We start from the raw sequence: 26501 nt of genomic DNA, 5'->3' as shown, positions 1-26501 counted from the left end.
TTAGAGTATTTTAACAAAACAGGCTCATTCAACTATTTGAATATCAAGACTTTCTCTTTATTTCTTATCCCGAACTCAGGTTTCATTAAGATGTGGGAAGATATCAAAGCACCGTTTGTGGCTGCGTGGAATTGGGTAAAAGACCTTTTCACGGGCGGTATTGCTGAGACTACTGAGGAGATGACCGCTAGCTTGCACGCCGTGGGTGATATTCTTGAAACGATATTCACCGCACCGCTTAAGATTGTTAAAGCGCTTTTTTCCGGCAATTTTGGTGATATCGGTAACATCATCAGTGACAAATTTAAAAAAGTGGCGGACGGCGTGAAGAAAATCTTTACGGGTACGTGGAATGCCATCAAAAGTATTTTCTCGGATTCCGATAAAGAACTCGACAACGCCACCAAAAACGTGGAATTCGCCAATAACAGGCTGCAACAAGCCAGTCAGACGATTAATCACATCTCAACAAACAGCCAGAAAGTTATCAGCAATGCTGCCTCACAGACCAACAACATCAATGTGAATGTGGCAAGCGGCAATAAGGCAATCGGTCCACAGATTGGCAGGGAGGTTCACAACCATATCCCTATGCTGAGCCAAGACCAGTTGGTACGAGGAGGCGCCTTTTGAGTTTTCTCTCTCAAGTGATCTCAAATCACATTTCCAATACGCCCACGCAAAAAATCGGCATCGCTGGATTCACCGCTTATGTCTGGACGGATAAAACCACGCAACGCAGTGCTACCGTCACCGATATCCCACTGGAAACAGGCGTTGTGATTGCCGATCACATTAACCCTACCCCTGTGCAAATTTCGATAGGCGGCGTGATTTCCGATTCGTTTTTAAGTTTGAGTAGTGAAAATACCGTCTTTGAGTCTTTCAATCGGCAAATTGGTTTTATTGATAGCTATGTAGGCAATCGGACACAGGCGGTCAGGCAAAAAATTGCGGAAATGAACAGCAAAGCGCAGCAAATTCTGGATTTAAAATCGCAGGTCGAAAACACGGCGCAGGGAATTTATCACAGTCGATATGGGTTATCAGGTGCTCGATAACATGGCGCTGGAAAGTTTCGCCACCTCGCAAAGCAATGAAGATAGTTTTTTGCTTTTCACCTTGACGCTTAAGTAAGTGCGCTTTGTCACCTTTGAGCAGGTGAACATCACCCCTGTTGCCAACAAATCCGCTACAGGGATGAGCAAAACAGGGGCAGCACAAATGAGTGTGGCGAAAAACAAAGGCGCTCAGACGCCACAAAAAAGCGCCCTGAAATCTTTGTTTGGAGGTTAAACAGTATGTACCAGACACGAGTTTCGCAATCTCCAAAAAAGAAGTATAAATTTAAAAACAAGAAAAAATCAGGGTGTTCATATTTTGTCGGGTTATCCATGTATTAAAGATATCTATAAAACATTCTTACAAGTAAGCAGTTTAAGATACTCTGGTTTAGCGTTATCAGAAGTAAGCCCATCGCCTTTATCTCATGACACTGTTAGCCGATGGCTAAAAAGTAGATGTTTTAGACCTAAAGACCTATGGCGATTAGTTGAACCTTCTATAGACAAAAAAAGCCCTTGCGTACTAATTGCCGATGATACATTGATTGCCAAAACACGTAGTAAAAAAATAGTGATGGTCCATTATCAATATTCAGCACGAGTTTCGCACAGGCCTATAAAATTCTAGAAATGGCTTAAAAGTAATGATTAATCTGCAAGTTACTGAAATGCATAAATTTACTTAATTTACAATAAGTTATATTTAATTTATAAGGTTTTATCTATTTACATATTATGCTGAATTAAACTTAAAAATAGAGCGTTTTTTTATTGGTGCGAAACTCGTGTTTATTTGATTTAAATGCTATTGGTCGTGGTAATAAAACGTATGATGAAAAATTAAATGGGTTATTAGTGCTTGATGAATGTGGCACTTGGTTAAATACCCGAAGCTGGAATGATAAAAGCCGCCAGCCTGTTTTAGACTGGTTTTTACATGCGCGTAAATTAGGCTGGGATATTATTTTTTTAGTGCAAAATATTTCATTGGTCGATAAACAGGCCAGAGAAGCGTTAGCAGAGCATGTGGTTTATTGCCGACGGCTTGACCGCTTTGCCATTCCATTGATTGGCTCATTATTGAGTATTATTTTTGGAGCCAAAATATCCGCGCCAAAAATTCATTTAGGGATAGTTAAATATGGCGATAACATTTAATCGCCCGTCGTTGAACGTTGGATATATCGTGGGACTGATTTATATGATGCCTATGATACCAAACAACAGTTTTCTTCTTTTTATAATAAGGGCGTTTATTGTCTTTTACCGCCTTATTCTATTTATGGTCGTTATCAACAACCCTTAACGTTAAGCAAAATTATGCGGTTAACTCGTCTTTATTTAAAACGCTTTTCAAAATTAAGATTATTAATTTTAGGCTGTTTATTGGGTATTTTTATAGGTTATTTTTTTATTCAGCATCCTCAAAAAGAAATATTAGAAACACAGGTCGTTAACCAATTAGAAATAAATAAATTAAAAATAAAATCATTCACGAGTTTCGCACCGGCATATAAAATTCTAGAAATGGCTTCAGAACAATAATTAATCTGTAACTTGCTAAGACGTATAAATTTACTTAAATTACAATAAGTTATTTTTAATTTATGAGATTTTTTCTATTTATATATTATGCTGAATTAAACTTAAAAATAGAGCGTTTTTTTATTGGTGCGAAACTCGTGTCATTTAAATTATTAGGTGATGAAACGCGGATTTTATTTTTAATGGATAATGAAATGATTGAATCCGGTGAGCTTATTCAACAAGGTTACAATATTGAAGTGATGAGTGCCTGTAAAATGAGAATATATGGGAGGGGAAAAAATGCGTTGGTGTCTTGTTAGTTTTATCCTGATATTTTCATTAAATGTGTTTGCTGAAAAAATTGCCATGACCAATGTGCCAATCTCTGAATTTGTGGATTGGTATTCCAGAAAAACGGGTAAAGGGGTGATTGTACCCAATGATTTTACTGAAAAAATTACCGTTTATAATTCCGATATTTCGCCTGAAAATTTACCTGCTTTCTTTGTGTCGGTGATGGCGTCTAGAGGTTATGAAGTCAGTCCTGGCAATCCGGTGATTATTGCCAAAAGTCATCAAGGCAATCATGTCATTTCACCTTTGGATAAGGCGTTAGAAAATCAATTACCGGAAGGGTCAAGTCTGAATTATTTGCCGGATTATCCTAGGCCACAACGGGGTCATTTTTTCACGCAAAAAACGCAAACCTATTCGTTTCATCATGTTTTGGTTAAAGATATTTTTTCTGTTATTGATATCTTTTTGAAATCGTCACCTTACTCAGGCGGACAGGTGGCGATTGATGAGGGCAATAATCGTTTGATTGTGACGACAACGCCAGAGAATCATAAGCAGATACAATCTTTTGTGCCGTCTATTGATATACAACGAACGCAGGTGTTAATTGAAAGCATTATGTTTGAAACCACTGACGGCAGTAATTTTGATTTTTCTTTTGGCGCAGGGAAAAAATCGGGGTCAATGGTGGTAGGAGGTGTAAATACGGCCACGCTCGGCGATATTTTATCCAGTAGCGGTGGGTCATTTGGCATTTTTTCAGGCAATGTTTTAGGCTTGGCATTAACGGCGGTGCAGGGTGATAAGCACAGTAAGTTATTATCTGTGCCGCGTATTTTGACGTTATCCGGTAAACGCGGATTGATTTCATCCGGTCAAAATGTGCCGATTGTGACGGGTAAAATTATTGGTCAGGGTGTTGATGTTAAAAATCCTTTTCAGACCATTGAGCGACGTGATGTAGGGATTTCGCTTGATGTAACACCCGTAGTGTTAAACGGTGACAGTGTGATGTTAACGGTGAAATCCAAAGCGGACAGTGTTTCAAATATTTCCAATGCAACGGATATTGTTTTTAATCAACGCTCAATTGATACGACGGTTCAGTTGAAAAATGGCGATACGTTGTTGATTGGGGGATTAATCCAGCATAATGCGGTTAACTCTACTTCTTCGGTTCCTTTTATTTCTGCCATTCCGTTGATAGGTTGGTTGTTCGATGCTCGATGCTCGGTCAGATACGAAGGATAATACGGTAATGTATATTCTGATTAGAGCACGGGTATTGAATGTTGTTTAACTGACGGAAGGCCATACCCTAGCAGGCGCAGCCTGATGGGGTATGGTTGGAGTCAGTTGTTAAATGTTGTTTGTTATGCGTTAAGTTGTTTTTTAGCGCTGCATAGCCAGACGTCTATCTGACTATACAGCTATCACATAAACCTACGTTGGAGGTCTATATGACTGTGTTCGATCCTACTCAATATCCTGAGTTACGCAATCTTTTTCCTGAATTAACCCCTGTGCAGTTTGAAACGGCATTGTTATATGCTTTAGGATTAACCAAAAAAGAGATTGCTTGGGCGCGTGATGTGCCTTATCCGGTGGTAAGAGATACGTTACAAGACACTAAGAATAAATTTCAGTTTTATTCTTTGAGCAACCTTATTTCGACGTTTCATATCCGTTTGGTTTTGTTCGCGTTTTATCAATGCACCTTGCCAAATAGAAAATAGCCGTTTTTCTCTGCAAAGTACCCTACATTTTGTAGGGTACAATCTTTGATTGTCATTTTTTATATTGACTGGGTATTAGGTCATAACTTCTAAAATCAATTATGAAATACCGCCACTTCTGATTTAGAGTCGCATCACACCAATATCAGGGAAACCCGCTAGTTTATTAGCGGGCTTTTTTTATGCTTGGAGATGCTGGATGTGTGTTCCCCTAAATATGGCAAGGTCAGATATTGGGGCATCCAGCCTTAAAATTATAGCAGATATTTTTAAAATGTCCGTCAGGACATGGAAGGCGGCAGATTGAAATCACAAAGATAACCGACTGCAAAACCGCCGAAGCCAGGGGGGACTTATCGGGTAGCAAGGAACCCCCGCGTTAGCGCTCCTGCTAAGCCATCTTTTTACGATAAATAAAGCGACTGAGTAGTTTGAGGGTCGAAGACAAGCGAATCGTTTAGTGATATTTTGTTTGTTTTTTAATTTCACACCAAATCAATAAAATGATTATTCCTAGATTAATATTCCATAATATACCATCAAGGTTCGCACAATATACAACGCCGTTATGTTGAATAGCCGTCTGCGAAAATATCTCCTCGCAGACGGCGGCCATTTACACATAAGGCCATTGTGCGAACCTGCGTTTATACTGTTAATAGGCTAAGAATGTTTCTTAGCTATTTTTCAATAAAAATGAGGAAGAGGTTTCAAATTTGTTTGAAATCTCGTGAGATATTCAACAAATAAAGCGAGTTAAAATATTGTAGACTATCACTTTAAAAGGTTTACTTAAGAATAAACCTATTAACTTTGATTTTTTAGAAGGAGTTAATTATGTCTATTAGTATCGGTTCAGGTTATTTTCACACCTACATCAGTAATGAAAAAATTAACGATATTTTAGAGAAAAATACGCCTCCTCACATGAGTTTATGGGAGAAAATAAAGGATTTTTTTTGTTCAACACATCAGGCTGAAGCACAAGAATGCATTTATAAACTTTGCCATCCTCCAATCGGAACAACACCGGATGATGTAGAAAATATTTTTAAAAGGCTTAGTGAATTAGCCCATCCCAAATGGGAAGGTAATTTTCTGAACAGAGTGAAATATTTTGAGGATAATAGTTTCTATATTAAGGACAAAAATGGAGATGAAATTTTATCTATAATCATCGACTATGACTATAAAGTCACAACGGGTACGTATCGTTGTTTTTATATGGATGGGACTAGCTATAGTTATCCCTTGCAGAGTTCAATAGACCAGACAGTAATTGATGGTCAAAGAAAAGAGACCGTTTTATCAATTTACTAAAAACAACCAATCCAGTATTCCAGTAGATGCAGAATTAACTTGAAAATGTAGGGCAGTAAGACCAATGACCTTACTGCTTGTTCTATCAGCAGAATACGTGACTGTAGAGCCTGTACATAAATTTGTGTAATTGCCTGATTTTGATATGTTCAATCCAGCATCAAATGAAGGTTAATTTATGGACGAAAAACAATTGCAGGCTCTGGCTAATAAATTGGCCAAAAATCTCAAAACCCCTGACGATCTCAGCCAGTTCGATCGTCTGCTGAAGAAAATCAGCGTTGAGGCGGCTCTCAACGCCGAAATGTCCCACCATCTGGGCTACAAAATCAGCCCAAACCGGGTGCCAACTCCCGCAACGGCTATTCCACAAAGATCGTTACCACCGGCGATGGTCCTCTGGAACTACGCCCTCCGCGCGATCGTGACGGTTCTTTCGAACCGCAACTGGTGAAGAAAAACCAGACCCGGATCTCCGGGATGGATAACCAGATTTTATCGTTGTACGCCAAAGGGATGACCACCCGCGAGATAGCGGCTGCGTTCAAAGAACTGTATGACGCGGATGTCTCACCGGCGCTGGTCTCGAAGGTCACCGATTCCGTGATGGAGCAGGTTACCGAATGGCAAAATCGCCCACTGGATGCAGTCTATCCTATTGTTTATCTTGACTGTATCGTCCTGAAGGTCCGGCAGGACAGTCGCGTCATCAATAAATCCGTGTTTCTGGCCCTGGGTATCAACATCGAAGGTCAGAAAGAACTGTTGGGTATGTGGCTGGCCGAAAACGAGGGCGCGAAGTTCTGGCTCAGTGTGCTGACAGAACTAAAAAACCGTGGTCTGAACGATATCCTCATCGCCTGTGTCGACGGTCTGAAAGGCTTTCCGGACGCCATCAACAGAAGCAGGCCAGCAGGCGCTGGAAGCGTTCGCCAGCGCATGGGACAGCCGCTACCCGCAGATAAGCCGGAGCTGGCAGACAAACTGGGCCAACCTGGCGACGTTCTTCGCTTACCCGGCATACATCCGCAAGGTGATCTACACAACGAATGCCATAGAGTCGCTGAACAGCGTGATCCGGCATGCCATCAAAAAGCGTAAGGTGTTCCCGACGGATGACGCAGTGAAAAAGGTGGTGTGGCTGGCAATCCAGGCGGCGTCACAGAAATGGACAATGCCGCTTAGGGACTGGCGTATGGCGATGAGCCGCTTTATTATCGAGTTCGGTGACCGCCTGGACGGTCACTACTGAGAAAAGGCATTTACACAGAATCGTGTACAGGGTCAAATATCTAAATTCATTAATAACCCCTTTATTTCAATTAGTTATAATAACACGAGTTTTGCACCAATAAAAAAACGCTCTATTTTTAAGTTTAATTCAGCATAATATATAAATAGAAAAAATCTCATAAATTAAAAACAACTTATTGTAATTTAAGTAAATTTATACGTCTTAGTAAGTTACAGGTTAATCATTGTTTTGAAGCCATTTCTAGAATTTTATATGCCCGTGCGAAACTCGTGTATGATAAAGATTCTGATGGAAAAACAAAAAACACGCACTTTTCCGAAATGCTCACTCTTGCTAAAAAAAGAGGGATCATGCCAGAAGCCGTAGTGATGGATGCTTGGTATTCTAGCCTGGATAACCTGAAATCAATTCGCTCTCATGGTTGGATCTGGGTAACCACGCTGAGGAAAAATAGGATTGTTAACCATAACAAACAACTGAACAAGTTAGACATCTCAGAAGAAGGAACGTCAATACACTTGCGAGGATATGGTTGGGTAACCGTTTTCAAATTTACAGCCAAAAACGGCCGTATTGATTACATAGTAACAAACAAAGAGAATCCCACCCGTCAATACCTCAAATCTATCATGGATGCCCGTTGGTCTGTTGAAGTTTATCATCGAGAAGTTAAACAAAACTGTGGTATTGAACGCTGTCAGGCTCGCACGAGCCGAGCGCAAAGAAACCATATTTTTCTCGCTATTTCTGCGTGGTTTGAACAACATAAACGTCGTATATCTGAAAAAATAACCCTTTATCAACAAAATTGGGATGTAATCAAAAGTGCTATTACTGAGCAAATCCGTGTTTTATTAGCGTACCCAAATTAGTTTTGTGCGAAACTCGTGCCAGATTGAAAACCTATCAAGCGATCCGGTGCAAACACATACGCTGTTAACCGACATTGACGATATTGAACTGACATTGACGTTTCATCCAAGTATTTCAGCGTGGAATATGGATATTACTTATCGGAATATCGCAATTAACGGGGTGGCGGTTTCGCTTAACGTACCGCTGCTACACGATAGCCGATTGCCGTTTACGATAGTGGCTGTCGCCCGTGATAATCGCGATATTGAGCCTTCCTTGCTGGATGATTTTGCCAGTGGCAGGGTAGTGCTCTATCTGCTGGTTGGTGAAGAAGAGAAGGAGGCCGTCTATTGAACCGTCAAACGCCGTTTTTTCGTGATTTCGAGTTGTTAATAGGTCAAGGGAAAAAGGCAATAAAGATAGTCCCGCCGTTTAAAATCACTTTTTCGTTTTCGAAGGATTTAACCCGTGACCGCCCCAATATCGGGCAAATTTCACTGTTTAATTTGTCGCCGTCGCGTCGTCATTCGCTGGCTGATTTTCAATATCGCAAGCAGCATATTGCCGCTCAACTTTCCATAGGTTATCTGACCACGGACTTGAAACTGCTGTTTTCTGGCTCCGTCAGTAAAGTCACACTATCAAAGCAAGGCACTGAGATTGTCACCACGCTGGAAATTGCCGACGGCGGGTTTGCTTTTCGCACGGCAACCATCAGCAAAGCCGTGACGTCAAAATCTGAGGCGGTTGATGCTACTGTGAGTACCATGACAGGCGTGAAAAAAGGCAAAGTCACCACGCAATCACCGTTGATTCGCCCCAAAATCATGACGGGGTTTTCGTTTGATGAATTACGTAAGCTCAAAGATGAAAAAGAACAGCTTTTTATCGACAACGGGCAGTTGCATATTTTGAGACGAAACGAGGTGCAAAATGGGAAAACAGAGTTAATCAGTGTGAATACCGGATTGATGGAAACGCCCACGCTTGACGATAAAAACGTACTGACCTTTAAAAGCGTCCTCAATCCCAATGTCTCAATTGGCTATCAGGTGCCAATTGACAGCAAGGTTGCCCCGCATCTTAACGGCGTTTATCGCATTTGCGCGATTGACTACGCGGGCGAAAGTGACACAGGCGAGTGGACGATGACGTGCAAATGCCAGCAGGAAAAAAACTACGTGGTGGTGAAGGAGAGTAAGGCGTGAATATCGAACTGATGAAAACCATTGCCAATCATATCAAATCTGAGATGGGCTGTGCCTTGATTGCCAAAGTGGTCAAGGTGAACCAAACCACGGTAGATTGCCAGCCTGTCACTAAAAAAAACGTGGTGATTAACGATGAAATTCACGCAATCGAATTTCCGGTTTTCCCCAATGTACCTGTCTCTTGGTCACAAGGTGGCGGCAGCTACACCGCCTATCCGGTCGCCGTGTGCGATTACTGCATTTTGCTCACCTTTGATAGTTGTATCGATAATTGGTGGATAGGCAACGACAACGTGCGCGGAGCAGAAAATCGGTTGCATGATTATAGTGATTGTGTCGCCCTTTTTGGACTTTGCAATCGTGACGGCGCCTTTTCGATACCGAAGGTGGCAACCACCGTCGGTGACCACATTTTTACTCACAATATTCACGTCAAACTCAACGTCACGATTGACGGCAACCTTGAGGTGAAAGGCATTATCACTGCTCCACAAATCACCGCACAGCAATCGTTAACGGTTGGCAATATCGATGTCGGCAACCATACGCACGAAGGCGTAGAAACAGGCAATGACAGCACCGGAAAACCAAAATAACCCGAAGGTGATTTTTATGAAAACCAGCCAGTTGACAGAGCACAACGATTGGCGATTTGGTCAATCGCTTGATGATTACCTCGTTGACAGCGAGGCAATTCACCAGAATATCAAAACCCGTTTGCAGTGTTTCAAATCCGATTGGTGGCTAGATGTTGAATTTGGCATGGACTGGCTGCAACTACTCGGTAGTCGTGGTACGGGCGAAACGTTGCGCCGTGAAATCTACAAGGTGGCATTAGGGACGGAGGGCGTCGTGCGTGTCGATAAGCTCAATATCACCGTTAAGGACTTCACCGCACACATCGAGATGGATTATACCGATGTCTTTAACCGAACACGCCCCCTTAATCAGGAGGTCAGCCAGTGAATATCAAACTTGATGAAAACGGTATCACGATTGCGACATTACCTGAACTGATTGAAATATTCATTGCCGAGTTTAAGACAATTTACGGCAGTGATATTAATCTTTCACAAGATACGCCTGACGGGCAGCGCATTGCTATTTATAACCGAATTGCCCATGAATGTTTGGTATTGGTCAAAAAGCTCTATCAGAACCACGAGTTTCGCACAGGCATATAAAATTCTAGAAATGGCTTAAAAGCAATGATCAACCTGCAAGTTACTAAAACACATTAATTTTCTTAAATTACAATAAGTTGCATTTGATTTATAAGGTTTTATCTATTTATATATTATGCTGAATTAAACTTAAAAATAGAGCGTTTTTTTATTGGTGCGAAACTCGTGAGAACTTGAAGCCGGAGCAAGCCGAAGGACTCCACCTTGATTATCTAGCCAGAATCAACGGGCTGTTACGTAAGGAAAACGAAAGTGATAGTCATTTACGGCGAGACGGTTAAAAACCTTTGCGAATGCCAGCCAAAGCACGATTGGCGGTATGGCTGCCCGTTTGAATCTGGTTAAAGGCGTTAATGATGCAGTGGTATACGAAAACACCACCAATGAGACTGATGCGCTGAATATTCCGCCTCATTCGATTTGGGTAATAGCAGAAGGGGGTGAAAATCAGGCAATTATTGATTGTATCGCCCGCAACAAAACAGGGGGGACGGGACTTAAAGGCACTATCACGGGAAAATACATTGACAAGATAGCCCAAGCAGACGACACGTTTTTTGAGGTAGTGCATGAATACCGATTTGACCGTCCTAAAATCACCACAATTTCAATTAAGCTCACCGCCACGCGTGAAAAAGCCAATGAGCCTGTGCCGATACAGGAGATTAAAGACGAACTGGTTAAATCCCTTATCGCATTGGCGAAAACATCAAAGTGACTGCGCTTTATTGCATTTTGAACCGCATTGCACGTACTTACTATGTCTCTGACCTTCAAATATCAAAGGACGGCAACACGTGGACGAGTGCCATTTTAAAAGCCGATGTTGATGAGAAATTCAACATCGTCAGTGACAACATCATCGTTAATGAGGTAGTCACATGAGTCTCAAAGAAGAATATCAAAAACTGCTAATCAAGCAGTATTACACCAAACCCAAGGCAAGGGCGGAGATTTCCGCCCTTTTTAATGGGTATGCGGATTGTTTTGATACCGTTAATGCCTTTCGGGAAGCGTTTAATCTCGAAACGGCGCAAGGTGACCCGCTGGATATCATCGGCAGTTGGGTAGGAATCAGTCGCTTTCAACCCAGTGGTGAGCGCAAAGGCTTTTTTGGCTTTAAAAATCACGCCAAAGCGTTGCCGTTTGGTCAAAAGAGCGGAAAAAACAAGGGGGCTTTCGCTCCAAATTTGCACAGGATTTTTTGCCATTGAAATTACCCGATAAGCAATATCGCAGCCTGATTAAGCTCAAAATCATCAAAAATACCGCCCTTGCTACCGCCACCCAAACCGGTGATGTGAGCCTGTTATCACTGCAACAGGCGGTCAATTTTGCCATAGAAGGCGAAGGCTATTTAATTGACCGCCAGAACATGAGCCTCACCATCGTTATTACACAAAGAGCCGATAGGGAGTGGCTGGAATTCATCTTACGGCTTGATTTACTGCCCCGTCCGCAGGGCGTGCAAATTAATTATGTAACTCAGGAACCGAAAGGCACGTTTGGCTTTAAGGGACATCAAAATGCCATTTCGTGGTACAGCCGTTTTGACGTTAACCCAGAAGCAAGCATTGGTTACTTTGCCAAGAAAACTTTTTTGAATAACAGGAGATAACTTTGAAAATAGACAGACCGAATATTGATATTCAACCGTTTGCAGGGGGCAGCAAAACGGAAGAAAGAACCGCGTTTGGTTCGAAAGAAATCACCGACAATCTTGAGAAAAATCTCAATGCCGATTTTGAGCGTGGATGGGGCATTTTGCCCGTGTCAGAATTGCCCACCATGCAGGATTTTAATGCGGTGGGATTTACCGTTAGCGCCCTTGTGACCCACCTTTACCAAAACGGGATTGCTGAATATGCCGAAAAGCAGATTTACAACAAAGGGGCGGCATGCCTGTCTGACGGTAATATCTATCTCTCAAAGACCGAAAACAACGCCGGCAATCCCTTAACCGATACCACCCAGTGGCAGTCGCTAAAAGACGCTATTTTATCCGCAAATATCGTGCAGCAAACAGGTAACGCCACTGATAAAGTAATGAGCCAGAAATCGGTGACAGATGCATTAAACAGCAAGCAGCCAAACGGAGACTACGCTACAAAAACAGAATTAACCCAAGGACTCAATACCAAGCTCAACAGTTCCGCTGTAAAACAAACAACGGGTAATTCGACAACCGACGTGCTAAGCCAAAAAGCTTCTAACGACAATTATGCCAAAAAGAATTCAGAAGAGCCCCTAAAAGTAGGCAGGCTTAACGTTGAATCACCAACGTTGTCACCGATCATGCAAAACTGATCCACTAACGATCATCTAAAACTGATCCACTTGGTATTATTCGCACATTTTTGTACGGATAATTTATGTTAACCAAGGAGATATTTGTGGATATTCATGTTCGCTTTGCACAAGGACAAAGCCTTCGAAAAATTGCCCGTGAATTGGGCATATCCCGTAACACCGTAAAACATCATTTACAACAACAGACAATGCCAACTTATGCTAAAAGAAGTCAACAACCGACTAAATTAGCACCCTTTAAACCTTATTTGCTTCAGCGAATTGAACTGGCTAAACCTGATTGGATCCCTGCAACAGTCTTATTTGATGAAGTAGTTGAAAGCGGCTATCAAGGCGGTATTGCTCAATTACGCCGATTTGTTTGTCAATTTAAACCAAGCATTGTTCCCGAAGCTGTCGTCCGTTTTGAAACACAGCCAGGTCAACAAATGCAAATCGACTTCACCAGCATCCGGCGAGGTAAAAAATCACTAAAAGCGTTTGTTGCAACGCTAGGCTATTCGCGTGCGAGTTATGTAAAGTTCTTTGATAATGAACGAGCAGAATCCTGGCAACAAGGTTTACGAGAAGCTTTCGACTATTTTGGTGGTGTACCACAGGAAATATTGTGTGATAACGCAAAATTCCTCATCATCGAACGGGATGCTTATGCAGAATGTGAACATAAATTACATGTCGAAAGATTACGGGTTTAAATTGTGTGCTTGCAAGCCCTACAGGGCAAAAACTAAAGGGAAAGTAGAGCGCTTTAACCTCTATTTAAAAAACAGCTTTATCGTACCATTAAATACCGACCTTCGTGCTCATAATCTTGAACTGGATATTGAGATAGCTAATGCAAGAGTGGGGCCCTGGTTACAACGCGTTGCCCATCAGCGGATTCATGGAACAACGTTAGAGAAGCCAGCAGATAGACTAGCTAAGGAAGTTAAGTATCTTCTACCCTTACCAGCAAGGGTTTGCCAATCTATCCCGCAGACTGATACGCTTAATATCCGTATCGTACCGCCCCTTGAATCTGTCAGTTTGCAACACTCAATCAGCGTATACGAAGCATTGCTGGGAGGTGAACATGTTATTGCATGAACAAATTGAACACCTGTGTGAGTCATTGAAATTAAATTCTATTCCGACTCATTGGTCATCACTTGCCGAACAATGCATTGCCCAAGACAAAAGCTACGGAGAGTTTTTACTGTCCCTATTAAAATGTGAGCAACAACAACGAGATGAACGAACCCGTAATCTTTTGAGTCGGATGGCAGGATTCCCAGCACATAAAGAACTTAATACGTTCGATTTTAAGTTTGCAACGGGGATCCCCAAACAACACATACACGAGTTTCGCAATCTCCAAAAAAGAAGTATAAATTTAAAAACAAGAAAAAATCAGGGTGTTCATATTTTGTCGGGTTATCCATGTATTAAAGATATCTATAAAACATTCTTACAAGTAAGCAGTTTAAGATACTCTGGTTTAGCATTATCAGAAGTAAGCCCATCGCCTTTATCTCATGACACTGTTAGCCGATGGCTAAAAAGTAGATGTTTTAGACCTAAAGACCTATGGCGATTAGTTGAACCTTCTATAGACAAAAAAAGCCCTTGCGTACTAATTGCCGATGATACATTGATTGCCAAAACACGTAGTCACGAGTTTCGCACAGGCATATAAAGTTCTAGAAATGGCTTAAAAGCAATGGTTAATCTGTAAGTTACTAAAACACATAAATTTTATTAAATTACAATAATTTGTATTTAATTTATAAGGTTTTGTCTATTTATATATCATGCTGAATTAAACTTAAAAATAGCGCGTTTTTTTATTGGTGCGAAACTCGTGGTAGTAAAAAAATAGAGATGGTCCATTATCAATATTCAGGTAATGAACATGAGGTTATTGCTGGCATAGGTTTAGTTAATTTGCTTTGGCATGATCTGACGAAGGTTGAATCAATTCCTATCAATTATCGGATTTATGATAAAGATTCTGATGGAAAAACAAAAAACACGCACTTTTCCGAAATGCTCACTCTTGCTAAAAAAAGAGGGATCATGCCAGAAGCCGTAGTGATGGATGCTTGGTATTCTAGCCTGGATAACCTGAAATCAATTCGCTCTCATGGTTGGATCTGGGTAACCACGCTGAGGAAAAATAGGATTGTTAACCATAACAAACAACTGAACAAGTTAGACATCTCAGAAGAAGGAACGTCAATACACTTGCGAGGATATGGTTGGGTAACCGTTTTCAAATTTACAGCCAAAAACGGCCGTATTGATTACATAGTAACAAACAAAGAGAATCACACCCGTCAATACCTCAAATCTATCATGGATGCCCGTTGGTCTGTTGAAGTTTATCATCGAGAAGTTAAACAAAACTGTGGTATTGAACGCTGTCAGGCTCGCACGAGCCGAGCGCAAAGAAATCATATTTTTCTCGCTATTTCTGCGTGGTTTGAACAACATAAACGTCGTATATCTGAAAAAATAACCCTTTATCAACAAAATTGGGACGTAATCAAAAGTGCTATTACTGAGCAAATCCGTGTTTTATTAGCGTACCCAAATTAGTTTTGTGCGAAACTCGTGACATACAGGAATTAAGCGCATTAACGTTTATTGAACGTAATGAAAATGTCGTGTTGCTTGGCCCAAGCGGTGTAGGCAAAACGCATTTAGCTATTGGGTTAGGATTAAAAGCAGTACAGGCCAAGAAGAAAACCCGCTTTACCACGGCAGCTGAACTGATGTTGCAACTCTCAACTGCCAAACGACAAAATAAGCTCAAACAATATCTATCACGTTCGGTGATGGCCCCGAAATTGTTGATTATCGATGAGATTGGATACCTGCCGTTTGGGCGAGAAGAAGCAAACCTGTTTTTCAATGTGATTGTCAAGCGTTATGAGTATGGCAGTGTCATATTGACGAGTAACTTATCATTTGGGCAATGGCCAAATGCTTTTGCTGATGACGCAACATTAACTGCCGCTATGCTTGATCGTTTACTTCATCATTCGCATGTACTGCAATTAAGCGGTGAAAGCTATCGATTGAAAGATAAGCGGCGCTCAGGAGCAATGACTGAGTAAAAGTGGATCAATTTTGATTGATCGGATTTAGCTAAAAAGTGGATCAGTTTTCGGTGATCGTTGACAACGGGTGATACGATTTTCAATTTAGGTGGCACTAACGGTTCCAGTGGTGCTGAGTTTGCTTATGTCAGAAATTCCAAAAGAACCCAGGTTCACGATACAAACACAAAAACAACGGTTTTGTTTCCTCCAAAATCAGGCACGCTCGCATTAACCTCCGATGTTGAAGCAATCGATAATTATCCGGTTGGCGCGCCTATTCCTTGGCCTCAAGCTGCACCACCAAAAGGTTATTTAATTTGTGACGGTCAACCGTTTGATAACCTGAGTTCGGGATAAGAAATAAAGAGAAAGTCTTGATATTCAAATAGTTGAATGAGCCTGTTTTGTTAAAATACTCTAACAGTCTGGTTAAAGAGTAGAGCATTGTTAAACAATTATGGAAAATCTTACTGAACTTTATTGCCTGATGGATGATTTTTGCAAAGACTTCGAGCCAAAAATGCATGAATATTTGCTGACTAACGGTACTAAGCGTCGTAGACGGTCTACTCAGCTTTCGTTGGCGGAAATGATGACACTGGTTGTGTTGTTTCATCAACTCCGATTCAGGCAATTCAAGGTATTTTATCTCTATTATGTCCGCTTATATCTCCGGAAGGAATTTCCTAACTTGCCATCCTATTCACGCTGTGTAGAGTTACTTCCGCGTAGTGCCTTAGCGTTAACGGCACTGTTTGAGTCAATTAAGGGAAAATGCACGGGGCTATCGGTTGCCGATTCTACTCCGATAGCGGTGTGTGATAACTTACGGATCCGCAGACATAAAGTCTTCAATGGGATAGCTGAACGGGGAAAAAATTCAACAGGTTGGTTCTTTGGTTTCAAGCTTCATGTAATTATCAATCATTTGGGGGAAATACTCAGTTTTCGACTCACACCAGGAAACACCGATGATCGGAAACCATTGCCTGAGCTGACAAAGGATCTTTCTGGTTGTTTGTACGCAGATAAAGGGTATTTATCGGCTTCACTGAAACAGCAACTCAAAACGATGGGAATTAGCCTTATAACGAATATCAAGAAGAAAATGAAGCCTATTAAACAGACTTGTTTCGACAAAGCCATCTTGCGTCATCGTTCTGTCATTGAAACGGTATTTGATGAGTTAAAAAATCTTTGTCAAATAGAGCATACGCGACATCGCTCTCCGGCTAACTTTGTAGTGAATTTATTAGGCGGACTGGTTGCATATTGTTTAATGCCATCTAAACCAAAGATACCTGTTGCAGGTACGTATCTTCAAGTATAATTGATAATGCTTATCCCGAACTCAGGTTTTGATAAGGTTAAATGTCCAAAATTAGCTTTAGCTTACCCATCAGGAAGACTACCTGAGTTACGTGGTGAATTTATTCGAGGACTTTCCGCAGGTAGAAAAGATGTTGACGTAGGAAGAACCGTATTGAGCGAACAAGGTGATGCTAGTCGCAATATCAAGGGGCGTATTGGGTATGTTCGACAAGGCGAGGCGATTCCGCCTATTGCAGCGGATGGCGCCTTTAAAGTAGACGGGAACTACAACGTGCAAGTCGCACAAGGCAATCGTGATAATTGGGGGTCAATTTCTTCTTTTGATGCTTCAAGAGTTGTTCCTACCGCAAATGAAAACCGACCGCGAAATATCGCGTTTTTATACATCGTGAGTGCAGCATAATGAAATACAGCTTAGAAATAACAAATAAGAATGACATTACTGAAAGTTCGATTACGAAACTTGGCGAAAGCGGTTTTGCTATATCGGATGGATATATGTTGGTTTATGAATATTTGGCTGATTCGACGAGAGAATACTTTGGAGCAAGGTATAGGTACGTCAGTCAGAATACAAGGCCGGGTTACGGCTATGCCCTAGATACACCTGTGATACCAGATAATGACGAATATGCGCTTATTCGTAGTGAAGATCACAAAAGTTGGTTATATGTGCCAGATCATAGAGGAAAAACAGTATACAAAACTGATGATCGCTATCAATACACTATTGATTACCCAGGCGAAATAAAAACGGGTTTCACTTTTTTAGCGCCAAAAACGCCTTTTGATTATTGGGACGGAGAAAAGTGGATCACCGATAAAGAAGCTCAGAAACAAGACGCTCTCCAGAATGCGGGGTATGAAAAACAATCTCGCATTAATAGAGCATCAGAGATTATACAGCCGTTGCAAGATGCGGTTGATTTGGATTTGGCAACAGCGGACGAAATCAAACAACTCAGGAATTGGAAACTCTATAGGTTAAACCTTCATCGTAAGGATATTTCGACAGCACCGGATATTGATTGGCCGAAAAAACCGGAAATAAGCAACATTATCGATTTCGGTGCGCCAAACGTTGCAGATTATCGTCAACATCGGCTTGGATGACCTCGCCAACTATCTGACCATCTTTATCATAACGAAACGCGCCTAACTGGATAAGGGCGCGATAATCAGCATGATAACCAATACTGCCTAAACAGGCTCTCAACCGCCTTCTCGTTATTGGGAAACTTCTTTCCTTCACCTCTTGCCACATATCCTGCTGGATGCCAATTTTCATTGGGCACAACTTGCCATCGGGAAAAAGATAAGGCCAAAAGGTGCTTATCTGGGAAATTGCCTCATCTAACAGCAATCGCTTTTTAGGCGGTGTGGGTGGTTTTGGGATTTTAACCTTCACTGCCTGTTTAGGTTTAACAACCGATTTCTTGGGCTGCTGTTTTGCTACTTTCGGAGGATGAGGCTTTTTTGCATGTTTTTTAGGCGTAGCATTCACCCAGACCTTTTTACCGTAAACAGGGTTACTTTGGGGCTGCTCTTCTTGTGAAGCCTTTCTAGGGCGATTGAGGCTTAATTTCTGGCGTTTCGTCATAATTTAATCTTTAAACAGGTTACTCATTTCGGCATCAGTTAACCCCGTAAATTTCATCACAGATTGTCTGTCCATACCACTTTCTAGCATTTGGCGCGCTATCTTCATTGAAGCCTGTTTTTCGCCCTCTTGGATGCCCTCAATTTTCCCTTGTTGTATGCCTTTCTTGATTCCAATTTCTTCAATCTGTTGAGCAATAGTCATAAATGCCCCCTCGTGTTTTTCTGATTGTTTCGCTATCTCATTGATAAATTCCATTGGCTTTGTGGTGTTACCTTCTTGGATGAGATAGTTAAACATCGTGATAACCTGATTATCGGTATAATAATTATACGACAACAGTTTAACAATACTATCCAGTAGCTCGGTCATATCCCGTCTTCGAATGTGCTTTTGAAGTAACTCAAGCAACGCTATTCGCTTGTGTTGCATGATGTCACCATCATCAAGCGTGGTGACATCAACCAGCTTAAACGGTTTGGTATATATTTCTTCTGCAATATCTCGCCCACTAAAGCAATCAAGCCAGTCAGTACTGTATGGGTGTGGGCTTTTTTCACCACAATAAAACAGGATGGGGAAAACGAGTGGCAGCTCTTTGTGTCCCGCTTCCAGATGCTTCTGCATGGCAGCCATACAGTAACGCATGAGTCGCCAAGCCATCAATTTATCAGGCGTTGACTGGTGTTCAATCAGCAGATAGAAATAACCGCTTCCCTTTTCTGTTTTGACAGAATAGAGAATATCGCTCTGATAGTTTTTCATTTCACTATCGACGAATGAGCCTGATTCCACTTTTAGGCTATCCAAATCACACAAGGCTTTAATCTCATCCGGTAGCCAGATGTCAAAGAAATCTTTTGCCGTCTCTTTTTCACTTAAAAATTGCTTGAATATGGCATCATGGGGCGTTGGGGTAAATTTTTTACTCATCCGATATCTTCAATAATTGTTAATAAGGTATTGAGTTATTAGAAATAAGTAAATTATATTAAATGTGATACTCATTTATAACCCAACGTTAACATACGCGCCCCTATTTACATCGGGGCATTTTTTTAATGACTCGGACTAAATCGGTATTGTTTCTGCTTTTCAAGCACCGCGCCTATCTCTTTAGCTTTTTTCTCAGCCTCAAAAAAACCGTGAACGATTTCACCGTTTCGAAATCGCCAAGCATCGCCTGTGCCGTTCACCAGTCTTGCCATCCACACTTCGCTATCTTTATTGGGTGGCATTAACCGCTTTTTGCTAGCCTTAATCTTTTCACGGAGTTGTATTTTTTCATCCTCAGACAACTCGGCGGACAATAGGGTACAATGCTCAACGATTTCAGCAAGGCTTTTTTCGTCGGTGGCATCGTCGAGGGCGATTAATGCCGCTTCCAGTTTTGGATGGGTTGCTGGTTGTTTTTCTGGTGGTGACGTTGTCACTGTTTCTGCTTTTTCACGCATTTTTTCATTGCGTTCACGGATGACATCCCTCAGTGATAGCCGTTTAAACGAAGCAGGAGCCATTTTGAGCGGTTTTTCCGTTAAATTTGCATCTTCTGTATATCTCAAACATCGAAAATAGCTCAGAGGCGCAAGGAAGCCGTCTAGCAAGGCGATGAATCACTGTTTTGAGTGCCATTCTGTCAAACCACTTCACCCACGGGCTAGAATCGTATTTTGCGCTTTGTACCGTATCCCGTATCTTTTCCACGTCAGCCCGACTCATCACTTCCATTAAAAATTCGCCATTTTTCAGTTTAGCAACAGCATAAACCAGTCGAATTTCACCGCGCTCTTCTGTGTCGTTCGAGATGTGCTTGAAATGTTTCCCTCGCTCATCCGCCCAACGTTTGAATTCATCGGCTTCATAAACCACATCAACAAAAATACTGGAGACCTGACCCGATTGACAGGCACATTTGATAACGCCGTCCACCATCGGCATGTAGACGGCTTTTTTCACAAACTGATTATTCACTTTGGTACTGCGAACAACCAAGGCTGCTTCTCTCCCGTCAGGCATCAGTCCGTCTTTGGCGCAGCGGGTTAAGGCGAGCACCAGCGATTGCTTGTCGGCTTTTTGCAACTCCGCATTTTCAATCAACGCGGTAGCTGCGGTTCGGGTGAACTGCTCAGGGGTAACCTGAGCAGGTAACAGGGCGGCGATTCCTTACTGCATAATGACCGATTGTAGATTTGTATAGACGTTATTCATCGTTTGTAATTCGGTATTCATGACACACCCCCTTCCAACATCAACGCTTCTCTGCGTTTTCTGTCCGCCTGTTTTGCCCAGAAAGGACGGGATATTTTGACTATTGGGTAGGTTTCTATGACACTTTCTAGCATATCAATCACCCGATTTACTTCGTATACGCCCTGTTCGCTATCTTCGTCGTCTGGCTCACAAAGTATCACCGGAAAACGCCCACAAACTGTTTTTTTCCAATCGCGCAGAAAGTGAAAGTCATCGCTTGACCAAAAACCCAATAGGCAACCAGACGGTAAAATTCCGCCTGTATGTGATAGCTATATTTGTTAACGGAATTGCCAAAATCAAAAACATCTTCTGTTGTTTTCACATCCAACAAGGAGGGTTTGTCGGAATATATGCCGAAAAAATCAGGGCGGATTTTCAAGAGTGTTCCCTTTTCCGTACGATAGAAAATTGAAACCTCTGGTTCGCCGTTTTCAAGCAACTCCTCAACCATGGGGTAAGCCAGTGCAGAATCTCGCATCATTTCAACTTGCTCAAAGTCGTCTTTTTTGAGCACGATTTGATTTTTGGCCACGGCTTGCGCCTCAAAATCCGCCAATGTTTGCCTGCCGTCCTTTGCTCTCAAATCAACATCTGGCGCACAAGTGTACTGTTCACCGAAGCGCTCCGGCTCAAGAATAGCGGCATGTACAGCCGTACCAATCACAAATGCACCGTTTTTAGTCTCTTTGTAGGGAGCGTCCTTGTTTGAATTTACGACAGCTATTGTTTTTGCCTTTTGAACCAATCGTATTTGCGTACTCGAATAGCCGTTTGCCGCATGATAGGTGCCGTTTGACAGACGGCGAACAATCAAGCTCTCTGTTGATTTTAATGCATCAATACAGCCGTTCAACATCTCAAGCGTGATACCTTCACCGCTCATGATTTTCCCGTTAACGGGTGGGAAAGCAGAGAAGATAGAGTTATTGTCAATGTTTTTGATGACTGAGCCCATTAGCTCTTTTTCTTCTGTGCAATTATTAATCAATTCTTCAAGTGCGACATTCGTCACGCTTTTTTCGACTTCTCCCACGTTTTCCACAGGGATAACGACAGATTCAGTGGATAACTCTGTTGATTGCGTTAATAACTGATTATCTTTTCCACAATCAAAAAGTTGAATCGCTATTCCCTTGATTTCGCTTAAAGAGATGGTTTTGTATGTTTCCTCAATTTTTGAGGTTACCGCGTCACGTAATTCAGTATATTTCTCAAAAATCTCAGGCTCTTCTGACGGATTGGCTAGCAAATCATCCGCGTCTCGAATCTCGCCTTCGTCGTATTCTTCCTGAACACCAAAAATCGTTAGCAAAGCGCAGAACTGGTCTATTTCCTGTTCTTCGGTAATATCCGTCTGTTTTTCGGTATGAGCGAGATATTCATCAACACTGATTTCTTCCAATCGCGGCGATTTGTAAAAACAGCAATTTGCGCCGTCAGTTTTAAATATATGCCCAGAAGCCTTTTTTTTAGCGGCAATTTTTGTCTCAGACGCAAGATAGATGAAATTTGTTGTCTTGCCCTTCTCGTGGTCAACGGTTGTGATGATGGTTGCCTTGAAGTATTTCATTATTTCGCCCCCTCTATGCGGTTATTCGCCTGTTGTTCCAATCTCCGTAAAATGCTGCCTCTGGCTTTGGGTAATGCCTGTTCTCGCTGCTCATCAAAGCAGTGACAGCAAGCACTCGAACACGCTTTCATCGTTGAGGGTTTGTAAAAAAGCAGCTTGAATTGTTTACGGTTAATTTTTTCAACAAACTCAGTACACGCTTCTTCAAGATAAACGCAGGAGCGGTTATCCAGTCTTGCACGCCAGAAAAAACTCACGAGATTTAAGGAAAGTTTGCCACAGTGACAACAGGTGAAACGCACATCAGGGCGCCCCTGAAAGGTTCGCCGAAATCCATTGAGGGTATACCCCAATATGACACACAAAATCGGCTACAATGTATCCAAAAAAGAGACTGAACCTTTGATATATCCATCAAGTGAATAACGCACTGCATCCCAACAGTGATTGTGAGCATCAACGATAACAGGGAGCACGTCACCCGTATTGCGGTCAACTTTGTACGAGTACAAACGCGCCTCATCAATCGTATGTCTGCAACGTGGGTGAATAATGATTTTTTTGAAGCCTCGAAGGTGCGCTATACCATCTTCTACGCTACCATTCCATTTTGATGCCGGAGCAATATTAAAGCCCTGTCGTTTTAAGTAGCTAATAGTCTCTGGTCTGCTTTAATTGGCCAACGTTTTGCTTCCAGTATTGCTTGATAGAAATGAGGTAGTGCGTCCAATTCCACACCTACTTTGTAGGCTTCGTATTCGACGTACAGACAGTCACCAAGGATGAAACTACGGATCAGGGTGCTAGGGTCATTTGAAAATCCAAAATCGGCGCCAAACAAAAGTCTGTCTGCTTTTTTCCAGAGATCATCATCAAACTCAACAACATCATATTTACCGTTCAATACTTGCTTATTGGCATTTTCCAAATAATCCCCTTCCCAAATCCACGCATAGGTATGGGCATCAAGCCTGATCCGGTCGTTTTTCCGGTCTTCCTCCAAAACATCAGGAAACCACGGGTTGTCATTGTAGTTAAGTTCAACCGAAATACAGTTACTTGGCTTTTTTTGTCTAAAGCGAACATCGGTTGCGCTCCCTTTTCGCTCTGGATTCCACGTCACCCAAATTTCAGAGCCTTCTTCTCGTACCGTGGGAATTAATTTTTGCCATGCATACTCTGGTACGTTTTCAGCCTCATCTATCCAGCAGAACAAAATTGAGGATTTTGATTTTAGGCTATCCAAGTTATGCCTTAATCCACAAAATACAAAAAAAACCCACTTGTCTTTGGTACGAATATATCTTTCACCAATATCAAAAAAGGCATTGAGCCAGTTGACGCTTTGTATTGCCTGTTTGACTTCCTGCATACTGGAGTCTTCAAGTGAGTTCATGAATTCACGGGCGCAAAGTATCACGCCTTTTTTACCGATCCTTGCGGCATTGAAAGCGTTAACCGCCAACATCAACGCAAAGGGGCGTGTTTTGCCACTTCCGCGCCCACCGTAACCACAGCGATAACGGGCACAACGGTTAAAAACCTTAACAAGTTTTGGAGGAACTTTAACGGTTGCTACTTTCATCATTTTTGAATTTTCCGCCGATGACTTGAATAACAGAAGGGAAAATATCTTGTGATTCATCAAGTCCCGATGCTTGTTTAATTTCTAGCAATAGCGTGTTAGGGACGGGTATACCTTCTATCTCCATAAATTGCGCTGCTTCCAGTGAAGTCATTTCACCCGCTTTTTTGCGCTCAAGTATCGATCTTAAATATTCTTTTTGTTGCTGCTTTTCTTCGTCAAAGAAGACTTCGCTTACCCCCATTTTTTTGTAAACGGCAATATCATTGTGGCTAGGCAATCCTTCTTCTATCGTGGTCGTTTCGCCGTCCGGTGTTTTCTTAATGACACGAGTTTCGCACGGGCATATAAAATTCTAGAAATGGCTTCAGAACAATAATTAATCTGTAACTTGCTAAGACGTATAAATTTAATTAAATTACAATAAGTTATTTTTAATTTATGAGATTTTTTCTATTTATATATTATGCTGAATTAAACTTAAAAATAGAGCGTTTTTTTATTGGTGCGAAACTCGTGAATCACTGTCAGTAACTGCTCATTGAGTATCAGACTATCACGCCATGTCATCATACTCGTGATTGCTGGCGGTAAGCAGTCAGCGAGTAGGTGAGAGGGTATCGGAATGCGAGGTGTCTGAACGTATTCGGCTCGTGTGCTGCTGCAACTCGACAACAGCACCATGAGGGATAATGCGATTGGCGCAATCCTGATTGACGACATGCGTTTTAATTGCTGCTTGTGTTGCCTCAGAGTCAACCACTTTACGTTGGCGGGTTTCAACTATTAATTCGTGCAATATCATTGATTACCCTCATTGACTGAAAAGCATTAGTGGTGATGGCTATCTGTTTATTGAGGTCAACGGTGAGTTTTTTATTCAATGCCCTGACTTCGTTTAAGGATGTCAACAACCAAGATGCACATAAGATTAATCCTGCAATAATCACTACGATAAATATGTAAGGTCGCCATAACATATTAGGCTCTCTATCTCTCGACGGGTCATTAGTCCTTTCCAAACTTCGCCTTTTACATAAACCCACCTTTTCATCTCATCACAAACGCCCTTTCGGTCATTGGCGTTGAGCTTTTTGAGTAATGTGGATTTCGCAAAATTCCCCACGCCCACGTTGTAAGCAAATGAGTAAAGCGCTGCTTGAGTCAGTGTATTGATATTGACCTTAACCAGCGGGTCAACATAGCGTTTAACTGTGTTTAAATCGTCATTAAGCCACTTATCACAATCTTCTTCCGTGTACGTCAGGTTACGTTCAATATCGCTGCCTGTGTGCCCGTAGCAAACAGAGAGAATACCGCCCCCATCGAAATAGGGTTTAAATTTCAATCCCTCAAAATGCGTTATCATCGCTGAGGCTAAAAACAACGCACTACCGCCCGTTGCCATCAATATTTTTTTCGGTATCTTCATGGTGATGTTCCTTGAGTTCAAATTCCTTTTTGCGGTAATACCAATTAACAAAAAATGTCCCTATCGTGCAGACAATACCCACTACGGCTACCCACTGCTCAAGCGTGAGAATGCCAATAGCGGTTGTCGCCCCAGCCCATAGGTACGACAAGGGGCTGGAATACTTTTCCATCATGTGATTTTTTCCGGTGAGGTTTTTGGGAGGTAGTGAAAGTTGAGTTTTTATTTACTGCAAATGACCCGACAAAAACGCCATTAATTTTTCCCAATTGCTAAGCTCGTTTTTGACAGGCTCACCCAGTATTTGCCTTGTTCGAAGGTCTGCTACGTTACTCAAAGAGAGTCAGATATTAGGGTCTTCTTTTTGGATACACATCAAATCTTCTGTTAGCTGGGATTCAGGGGCGGTCAATGCTTGGGATGTATAGAGATTAAGATAATTGACCGCTTGCTTTCTGGCTGACTCTGCTATTTTTTCAAATGAAAATGCCATTCTGACGGCGGTAATAACAGCAATACAAATACCCACAAAAATATGATTTCCTAAATTACCAATGACAGATGAACTGAGCAGAAGCAGCAAAAATGATAAAAATTTATCGACTCGTCCAAGTAAAACACTAAACATACTGTTTAATTGATATGAATAATAAATTTGATACAACAATTGTTCCCGATTCATAGTTCCTCACTGCTTTTTACGGTTTCCTCCACCGGAATACGTGGATTGCTTTTCTTGTTTATTTTGTGAAATTTGTTTTGCCTTCTCATATATCTCTCTTGCAAGACTAGTAGGCATGCTGTCACCTAAATTTGTACTTTTCTTACTCATTGTATTTTCCTTATTTGAATCGTTAATTTTTATCGATTTAACAATATCAAATAAG

37 protein-coding genes and 9 pseudogenes are annotated in these 26501 nt (G+C 41.6%); 30 read left to right on the top strand and 16 right to left on the bottom strand.

Annotated features, from left to right (window positions below; all coding sequences use genetic code 11):
- Positions 1–36: 36 nt before the first annotated feature.
- The 30 genes and pseudogenes from V3224_RS24785 (at position 37) to V3224_RS24645 (ending at position 18287) form a co-directional block, all read left to right on the top strand.
- Positions 37–633, top strand: coding sequence for a hypothetical protein (locus tag V3224_RS24785; protein ID WP_334473222.1), 597 nt, complete (start codon positions 37–39; stop codon positions 631–633).
- Positions 630–1061: a phage baseplate protein gene (locus tag V3224_RS24780; RefSeq protein WP_334472437.1), complete on the top strand. Its 432-nt coding sequence runs from the start codon at positions 630–632 to the stop codon at positions 1059–1061. The genes V3224_RS24785 and V3224_RS24780 overlap by 4 nt, the downstream gene beginning before the upstream one ends.
- 76 nt (positions 1062–1137) lie before the next feature.
- On the top strand, positions 1138–1296 hold the full coding sequence (locus tag V3224_RS24775) for a hypothetical protein (protein WP_334473221.1): 159 nt from the start codon (positions 1138–1140) through the stop codon (positions 1294–1296).
- Positions 1297–1380: 84 nt separating this feature from the next.
- Positions 1381–1659: pseudogene (locus V3224_RS24770) on the top strand (IS701 family transposase); the annotation flags it as partial.
- A 179-nt stretch (positions 1660–1838) separates the two neighbouring features.
- Positions 1839–2222 carry a zonular occludens toxin domain-containing protein gene (locus V3224_RS24765; protein WP_334473219.1) on the top strand — a complete coding sequence of 128 codons (384 nt, stop codon included), beginning with the start codon at positions 1839–1841 and terminating at the stop codon, positions 2220–2222.
- 162 nt (positions 2223–2384) lie between these two features.
- Positions 2385–2609 carry a hypothetical protein gene (locus V3224_RS24760; RefSeq protein ID WP_334473218.1) on the top strand — a complete coding sequence of 75 codons (225 nt, stop codon included), beginning with the start codon at positions 2385–2387 and terminating at the stop codon, positions 2607–2609.
- Positions 2610–2746: 137 nt separating this feature from the next.
- A complete protein-coding gene (locus V3224_RS24755) occupies positions 2747–2911 on the top strand; it encodes a hypothetical protein (protein WP_334473217.1) in 165 nt (54 codons plus the stop codon).
- The gene (locus tag V3224_RS24750) at positions 2892–4139 is read left to right on the top strand and encodes a secretin N-terminal domain-containing protein (protein ID WP_334473216.1); all 1248 of its coding nucleotides are present in this window, start codon (positions 2892–2894) and stop codon (positions 4137–4139) included. The genes V3224_RS24755 and V3224_RS24750 overlap by 20 nt, the downstream gene beginning before the upstream one ends.
- 209 nt (positions 4140–4348) lie before the next feature.
- A complete protein-coding gene (locus V3224_RS24745) occupies positions 4349–4624 on the top strand; it encodes a transcriptional regulator (protein WP_334473215.1) in 276 nt (91 codons plus the stop codon).
- Between the two features lie 837 nt (positions 4625–5461).
- Complete coding sequence (locus V3224_RS24740) at positions 5462–5944, top strand: hypothetical protein (RefSeq protein ID WP_334473214.1); 483 nt, start codon at positions 5462–5464, stop codon at positions 5942–5944.
- A 178-nt stretch (positions 5945–6122) separates the two neighbouring features.
- Positions 6123–7196: pseudogene (locus V3224_RS24735) on the top strand (IS256 family transposase).
- A gap of 272 nt (positions 7197–7468) precedes the next feature.
- Positions 7469–8071, top strand: a pseudogene (locus V3224_RS24730) (transposase); the annotation flags it as partial.
- Between the two features lie 4 nt (positions 8072–8075).
- The gene (locus V3224_RS24725; RefSeq protein ID WP_334472435.1) at positions 8076–8408 is read left to right on the top strand and encodes a phage baseplate plug family protein; all 333 of its coding nucleotides are present in this window, start codon (positions 8076–8078) and stop codon (positions 8406–8408) included.
- The gene (locus V3224_RS24720; protein ID WP_334473211.1) at positions 8405–9262 is read left to right on the top strand and encodes a baseplate hub protein; all 858 of its coding nucleotides are present in this window, start codon (positions 8405–8407) and stop codon (positions 9260–9262) included. Before V3224_RS24725 ends, V3224_RS24720 begins: the two co-directional genes overlap by 4 nt.
- A complete protein-coding gene (locus tag V3224_RS24715; RefSeq protein WP_334473210.1) occupies positions 9259–9861 on the top strand; it encodes a Gp138 family membrane-puncturing spike protein in 603 nt (200 codons plus the stop codon). Before V3224_RS24720 ends, V3224_RS24715 begins: the two co-directional genes overlap by 4 nt.
- Positions 9836–10231: a hypothetical protein gene (locus tag V3224_RS24710; RefSeq protein ID WP_334472432.1), complete on the top strand. Its 396-nt coding sequence runs from the start codon at positions 9836–9838 to the stop codon at positions 10229–10231. Before V3224_RS24715 ends, V3224_RS24710 begins: the two co-directional genes overlap by 26 nt.
- Positions 10228–10449: a hypothetical protein gene (locus V3224_RS24705; RefSeq protein WP_334472339.1), complete on the top strand. Its 222-nt coding sequence runs from the start codon at positions 10228–10230 to the stop codon at positions 10447–10449. Before V3224_RS24710 ends, V3224_RS24705 begins: the two co-directional genes overlap by 4 nt.
- 319 nt (positions 10450–10768) lie before the next feature.
- Positions 10769–11167 carry a hypothetical protein gene (locus V3224_RS24700; RefSeq protein ID WP_334472338.1) on the top strand — a complete coding sequence of 133 codons (399 nt, stop codon included), beginning with the start codon at positions 10769–10771 and terminating at the stop codon, positions 11165–11167.
- A gap of 163 nt (positions 11168–11330) precedes the next feature.
- Entirely contained in the window at positions 11331–11663 is a 333-nt protein-coding gene (locus V3224_RS24695) for a DUF2612 domain-containing protein (RefSeq protein ID WP_334472337.1), read from the top strand.
- Positions 11660–12067 (top strand): DUF2612 domain-containing protein, encoded by a 408-nt coding sequence (locus V3224_RS24690; RefSeq protein ID WP_334472336.1) that lies wholly within the window; start codon positions 11660–11662, stop codon positions 12065–12067. Before V3224_RS24695 ends, V3224_RS24690 begins: the two co-directional genes overlap by 4 nt.
- 2 nt (positions 12068–12069) lie before the next feature.
- The gene (locus V3224_RS24685) at positions 12070–12756 is read left to right on the top strand and encodes a hypothetical protein (RefSeq protein WP_334472335.1); all 687 of its coding nucleotides are present in this window, start codon (positions 12070–12072) and stop codon (positions 12754–12756) included.
- Positions 12757–12821: 65 nt separating this feature from the next.
- Positions 12822–13845: pseudogene (gene istA, locus V3224_RS24680) on the top strand (IS21 family transposase).
- A pseudogene (locus V3224_RS30340) lies at positions 13832–14104 on the top strand (ATP-binding protein); the annotation flags it as partial. The pseudogenes istA and V3224_RS30340, both read left to right, overlap by 14 nt.
- A 60-nt stretch (positions 14105–14164) precedes the next feature.
- Positions 14165–14407, top strand: a pseudogene (locus V3224_RS30335) (IS701 family transposase); the annotation flags it as partial.
- Between the two features lie 197 nt (positions 14408–14604).
- Positions 14605–15336 (top strand): annotated as a pseudogene (locus V3224_RS24670) (IS701 family transposase); the annotation flags it as partial.
- Between the two features lie 20 nt (positions 15337–15356).
- Positions 15357–15857 (top strand): annotated as a pseudogene (gene istB, locus V3224_RS24665) (IS21-like element helper ATPase IstB); the annotation flags it as partial.
- A gap of 60 nt (positions 15858–15917) precedes the next feature.
- Positions 15918–16199: a hypothetical protein gene (locus tag V3224_RS24660; protein ID WP_334472332.1), complete on the top strand. Its 282-nt coding sequence runs from the start codon at positions 15918–15920 to the stop codon at positions 16197–16199.
- 100 nt (positions 16200–16299) lie between these two features.
- Positions 16300–17172, top strand: a complete 873-nt coding sequence (locus tag V3224_RS24655; protein ID WP_334467716.1) for an IS982 family transposase — start codon at positions 16300–16302, stop codon at positions 17170–17172.
- 6 nt (positions 17173–17178) lie between these two features.
- A complete protein-coding gene (locus tag V3224_RS24650) occupies positions 17179–17577 on the top strand; it encodes a phage tail protein (RefSeq protein WP_334472331.1) in 399 nt (132 codons plus the stop codon).
- Complete coding sequence (locus V3224_RS24645) at positions 17577–18287, top strand: tail fiber assembly protein (protein WP_334472330.1); 711 nt, start codon at positions 17577–17579, stop codon at positions 18285–18287. Before V3224_RS24650 ends, V3224_RS24645 begins: the two co-directional genes overlap by 1 nt.
- Here the strand turns inward: V3224_RS24645 and V3224_RS24640 are convergent.
- The 16 genes and pseudogenes from V3224_RS24640 to V3224_RS24570 all read right to left on the bottom strand — a co-directional run bounded on the left by V3224_RS24640 (position 18232) and on the right by V3224_RS24570 (position 26446).
- Complete coding sequence (locus V3224_RS24640) at positions 18232–18774, bottom strand: ProQ/FINO family protein (protein WP_334472329.1); 543 nt, start codon at positions 18772–18774, stop codon at positions 18232–18234. The genes V3224_RS24645 and V3224_RS24640 overlap by 56 nt on opposite strands.
- Before the next feature lie 3 nt (positions 18775–18777).
- A complete protein-coding gene (locus V3224_RS24635) occupies positions 18778–19707 on the bottom strand; it encodes an Rpn family recombination-promoting nuclease/putative transposase (RefSeq protein WP_334472328.1) in 930 nt (309 codons plus the stop codon).
- A 125-nt stretch (positions 19708–19832) separates the two neighbouring features.
- Complete coding sequence (locus V3224_RS24630) at positions 19833–20291, bottom strand: hypothetical protein (RefSeq protein WP_334472327.1); 459 nt, start codon at positions 20289–20291, stop codon at positions 19833–19835.
- Entirely contained in the window at positions 20272–20925 is a 654-nt protein-coding gene (locus tag V3224_RS24625; RefSeq protein ID WP_334472343.1) for a recombinase RecT, read from the bottom strand. Before V3224_RS24625 ends, V3224_RS24630 begins: the two co-directional genes overlap by 20 nt.
- Before the next feature lie 74 nt (positions 20926–20999).
- The gene (locus tag V3224_RS24620; RefSeq protein WP_334472302.1) at positions 21000–21185 is read right to left on the bottom strand and encodes a hypothetical protein; all 186 of its coding nucleotides are present in this window, start codon (positions 21183–21185) and stop codon (positions 21000–21002) included.
- Positions 21182–22597: a PD-(D/E)XK nuclease-like domain-containing protein gene (locus tag V3224_RS24615; protein WP_334472303.1), complete on the bottom strand. Its 1416-nt coding sequence runs from the start codon at positions 22595–22597 to the stop codon at positions 21182–21184. Before V3224_RS24615 ends, V3224_RS24620 begins: the two co-directional genes overlap by 4 nt.
- A complete protein-coding gene (locus V3224_RS24610; RefSeq protein WP_334472326.1) occupies positions 22597–22899 on the bottom strand; it encodes a hypothetical protein in 303 nt (100 codons plus the stop codon). Before V3224_RS24610 ends, V3224_RS24615 begins: the two co-directional genes overlap by 1 nt.
- A 69-nt stretch (positions 22900–22968) precedes the next feature.
- Positions 22969–24185, bottom strand: a pseudogene (locus V3224_RS24605) (PBSX family phage terminase large subunit).
- Positions 24163–24462 (bottom strand): hypothetical protein, encoded by a 300-nt coding sequence (locus V3224_RS24600; RefSeq protein ID WP_334472325.1) that lies wholly within the window; start codon positions 24460–24462, stop codon positions 24163–24165. The pseudogene V3224_RS24605 and the gene V3224_RS24600 overlap by 23 nt, the downstream one beginning before the upstream one ends.
- A 200-nt stretch (positions 24463–24662) precedes the next feature.
- Positions 24663–24866 (bottom strand): Rz1-like lysis system protein LysC, encoded by a 204-nt coding sequence (gene lysC, locus V3224_RS30330; protein ID WP_442890743.1) that lies wholly within the window; start codon positions 24864–24866, stop codon positions 24663–24665.
- Positions 24781–24987: a hypothetical protein gene (locus tag V3224_RS24595; protein WP_334472324.1), complete on the bottom strand. Its 207-nt coding sequence runs from the start codon at positions 24985–24987 to the stop codon at positions 24781–24783. The genes lysC and V3224_RS24595 overlap by 86 nt, the downstream gene beginning before the upstream one ends.
- Positions 24962–25162: a hypothetical protein gene (locus tag V3224_RS24590; protein WP_334472323.1), complete on the bottom strand. Its 201-nt coding sequence runs from the start codon at positions 25160–25162 to the stop codon at positions 24962–24964. The genes V3224_RS24595 and V3224_RS24590 overlap by 26 nt, the downstream gene beginning before the upstream one ends.
- Positions 25132–25614: a lysozyme gene (locus V3224_RS24585; RefSeq protein ID WP_334472322.1), complete on the bottom strand. Its 483-nt coding sequence runs from the start codon at positions 25612–25614 to the stop codon at positions 25132–25134. The genes V3224_RS24590 and V3224_RS24585 overlap by 31 nt, the downstream gene beginning before the upstream one ends.
- Positions 25574–25789 (bottom strand): phage holin family protein, encoded by a 216-nt coding sequence (locus tag V3224_RS24580; RefSeq protein ID WP_442890733.1) that lies wholly within the window; start codon positions 25787–25789, stop codon positions 25574–25576. Before V3224_RS24580 ends, V3224_RS24585 begins: the two co-directional genes overlap by 41 nt.
- 168 nt (positions 25790–25957) lie before the next feature.
- Positions 25958–26296, bottom strand: a complete 339-nt coding sequence (locus V3224_RS24575) for a hypothetical protein (protein ID WP_334472321.1) — start codon at positions 26294–26296, stop codon at positions 25958–25960.
- Between the two features lie 6 nt (positions 26297–26302).
- The gene (locus V3224_RS24570; protein ID WP_334472320.1) at positions 26303–26446 is read right to left on the bottom strand and encodes a hypothetical protein; all 144 of its coding nucleotides are present in this window, start codon (positions 26444–26446) and stop codon (positions 26303–26305) included.
- Positions 26447–26501 lie beyond the last annotated feature (55 nt).

This window comes from Arsenophonus sp. PmNCSU2021_1, from assembly GCF_036919435.1.
Lineage (GTDB): Bacteria > Pseudomonadota > Gammaproteobacteria > Enterobacterales > Enterobacteriaceae > Arsenophonus > Arsenophonus nilaparvatae.
The sequence above is the reverse complement of the archived record's forward strand: the minus strand, read 5'-3'. Positions and strand labels throughout refer to the sequence as shown.

Bases quoted from the DNA above. Each gene is read 5' to 3' on its own strand.
- V3224_RS24710 (WP_334472432.1), top strand. From the start codon at position 9,836: ATGACAGCACCGGAAAACCAAAATAACCCGAAGGTGATTTTTATGAAA.
- V3224_RS24570 (WP_334472320.1), bottom strand. From the start codon at position 26,446: ATGAGTAAGAAAAGTACAAATTTAGGTGACAGCATGCCTACTAGTCTT.
- V3224_RS24640 (WP_334472329.1), bottom strand. From the start codon at position 18,774: ATGACGAAACGCCAGAAATTAAGCCTCAATCGCCCTAGAAAGGCTTCA.
- V3224_RS24760 (WP_334473218.1), top strand. From the start codon at position 2,385: ATGCGGTTAACTCGTCTTTATTTAAAACGCTTTTCAAAATTAAGATTA.
- V3224_RS24740 (WP_334473214.1), top strand. From the start codon at position 5,462: ATGTCTATTAGTATCGGTTCAGGTTATTTTCACACCTACATCAGTAAT.
- V3224_RS24700 (WP_334472338.1), top strand. From the start codon at position 10,769: ATGGCTGCCCGTTTGAATCTGGTTAAAGGCGTTAATGATGCAGTGGTA.
- V3224_RS24630 (WP_334472327.1), bottom strand. From the start codon at position 20,291: ATGGCTCCTGCTTCGTTTAAACGGCTATCACTGAGGGATGTCATCCGT.
- V3224_RS24635 (WP_334472328.1), bottom strand. From the start codon at position 19,707: ATGAGTAAAAAATTTACCCCAACGCCCCATGATGCCATATTCAAGCAA.
- V3224_RS24615 (WP_334472303.1), bottom strand. From the start codon at position 22,597: ATGAAATACTTCAAGGCAACCATCATCACAACCGTTGACCACGAGAAG.
- lysC (WP_442890743.1), bottom strand. From the start codon at position 24,866: ATGGTGCTGTTGTCGAGTTGCAGCAGCACACGAGCCGAATACGTTCAG.
- V3224_RS24590 (WP_334472323.1), bottom strand. From the start codon at position 25,162: ATGTTATGGCGACCTTACATATTTATCGTAGTGATTATTGCAGGATTA.
- V3224_RS24745 (WP_334473215.1), top strand. From the start codon at position 4,349: ATGACTGTGTTCGATCCTACTCAATATCCTGAGTTACGCAATCTTTTT.
- V3224_RS24585 (WP_334472322.1), bottom strand. From the start codon at position 25,614: ATGAAGATACCGAAAAAAATATTGATGGCAACGGGCGGTAGTGCGTTG.
- V3224_RS24650 (WP_334472331.1), top strand. From the start codon at position 17,179: ATGCTTATCCCGAACTCAGGTTTTGATAAGGTTAAATGTCCAAAATTA.
- V3224_RS24655 (WP_334467716.1), top strand. From the start codon at position 16,300: ATGGAAAATCTTACTGAACTTTATTGCCTGATGGATGATTTTTGCAAA.
- V3224_RS24580 (WP_442890733.1), bottom strand. From the start codon at position 25,789: ATGATGGAAAAGTATTCCAGCCCCTTGTCGTACCTATGGGCTGGGGCG.
- V3224_RS24695 (WP_334472337.1), top strand. From the start codon at position 11,331: ATGAGTCTCAAAGAAGAATATCAAAAACTGCTAATCAAGCAGTATTAC.
- V3224_RS24750 (WP_334473216.1), top strand. From the start codon at position 2,892: ATGCGTTGGTGTCTTGTTAGTTTTATCCTGATATTTTCATTAAATGTG.
- V3224_RS24595 (WP_334472324.1), bottom strand. From the start codon at position 24,987: ATGATATTGCACGAATTAATAGTTGAAACCCGCCAACGTAAAGTGGTT.
- V3224_RS24645 (WP_334472330.1), top strand. From the start codon at position 17,577: ATGAAATACAGCTTAGAAATAACAAATAAGAATGACATTACTGAAAGT.
- V3224_RS24575 (WP_334472321.1), bottom strand. From the start codon at position 26,296: ATGAATCGGGAACAATTGTTGTATCAAATTTATTATTCATATCAATTA.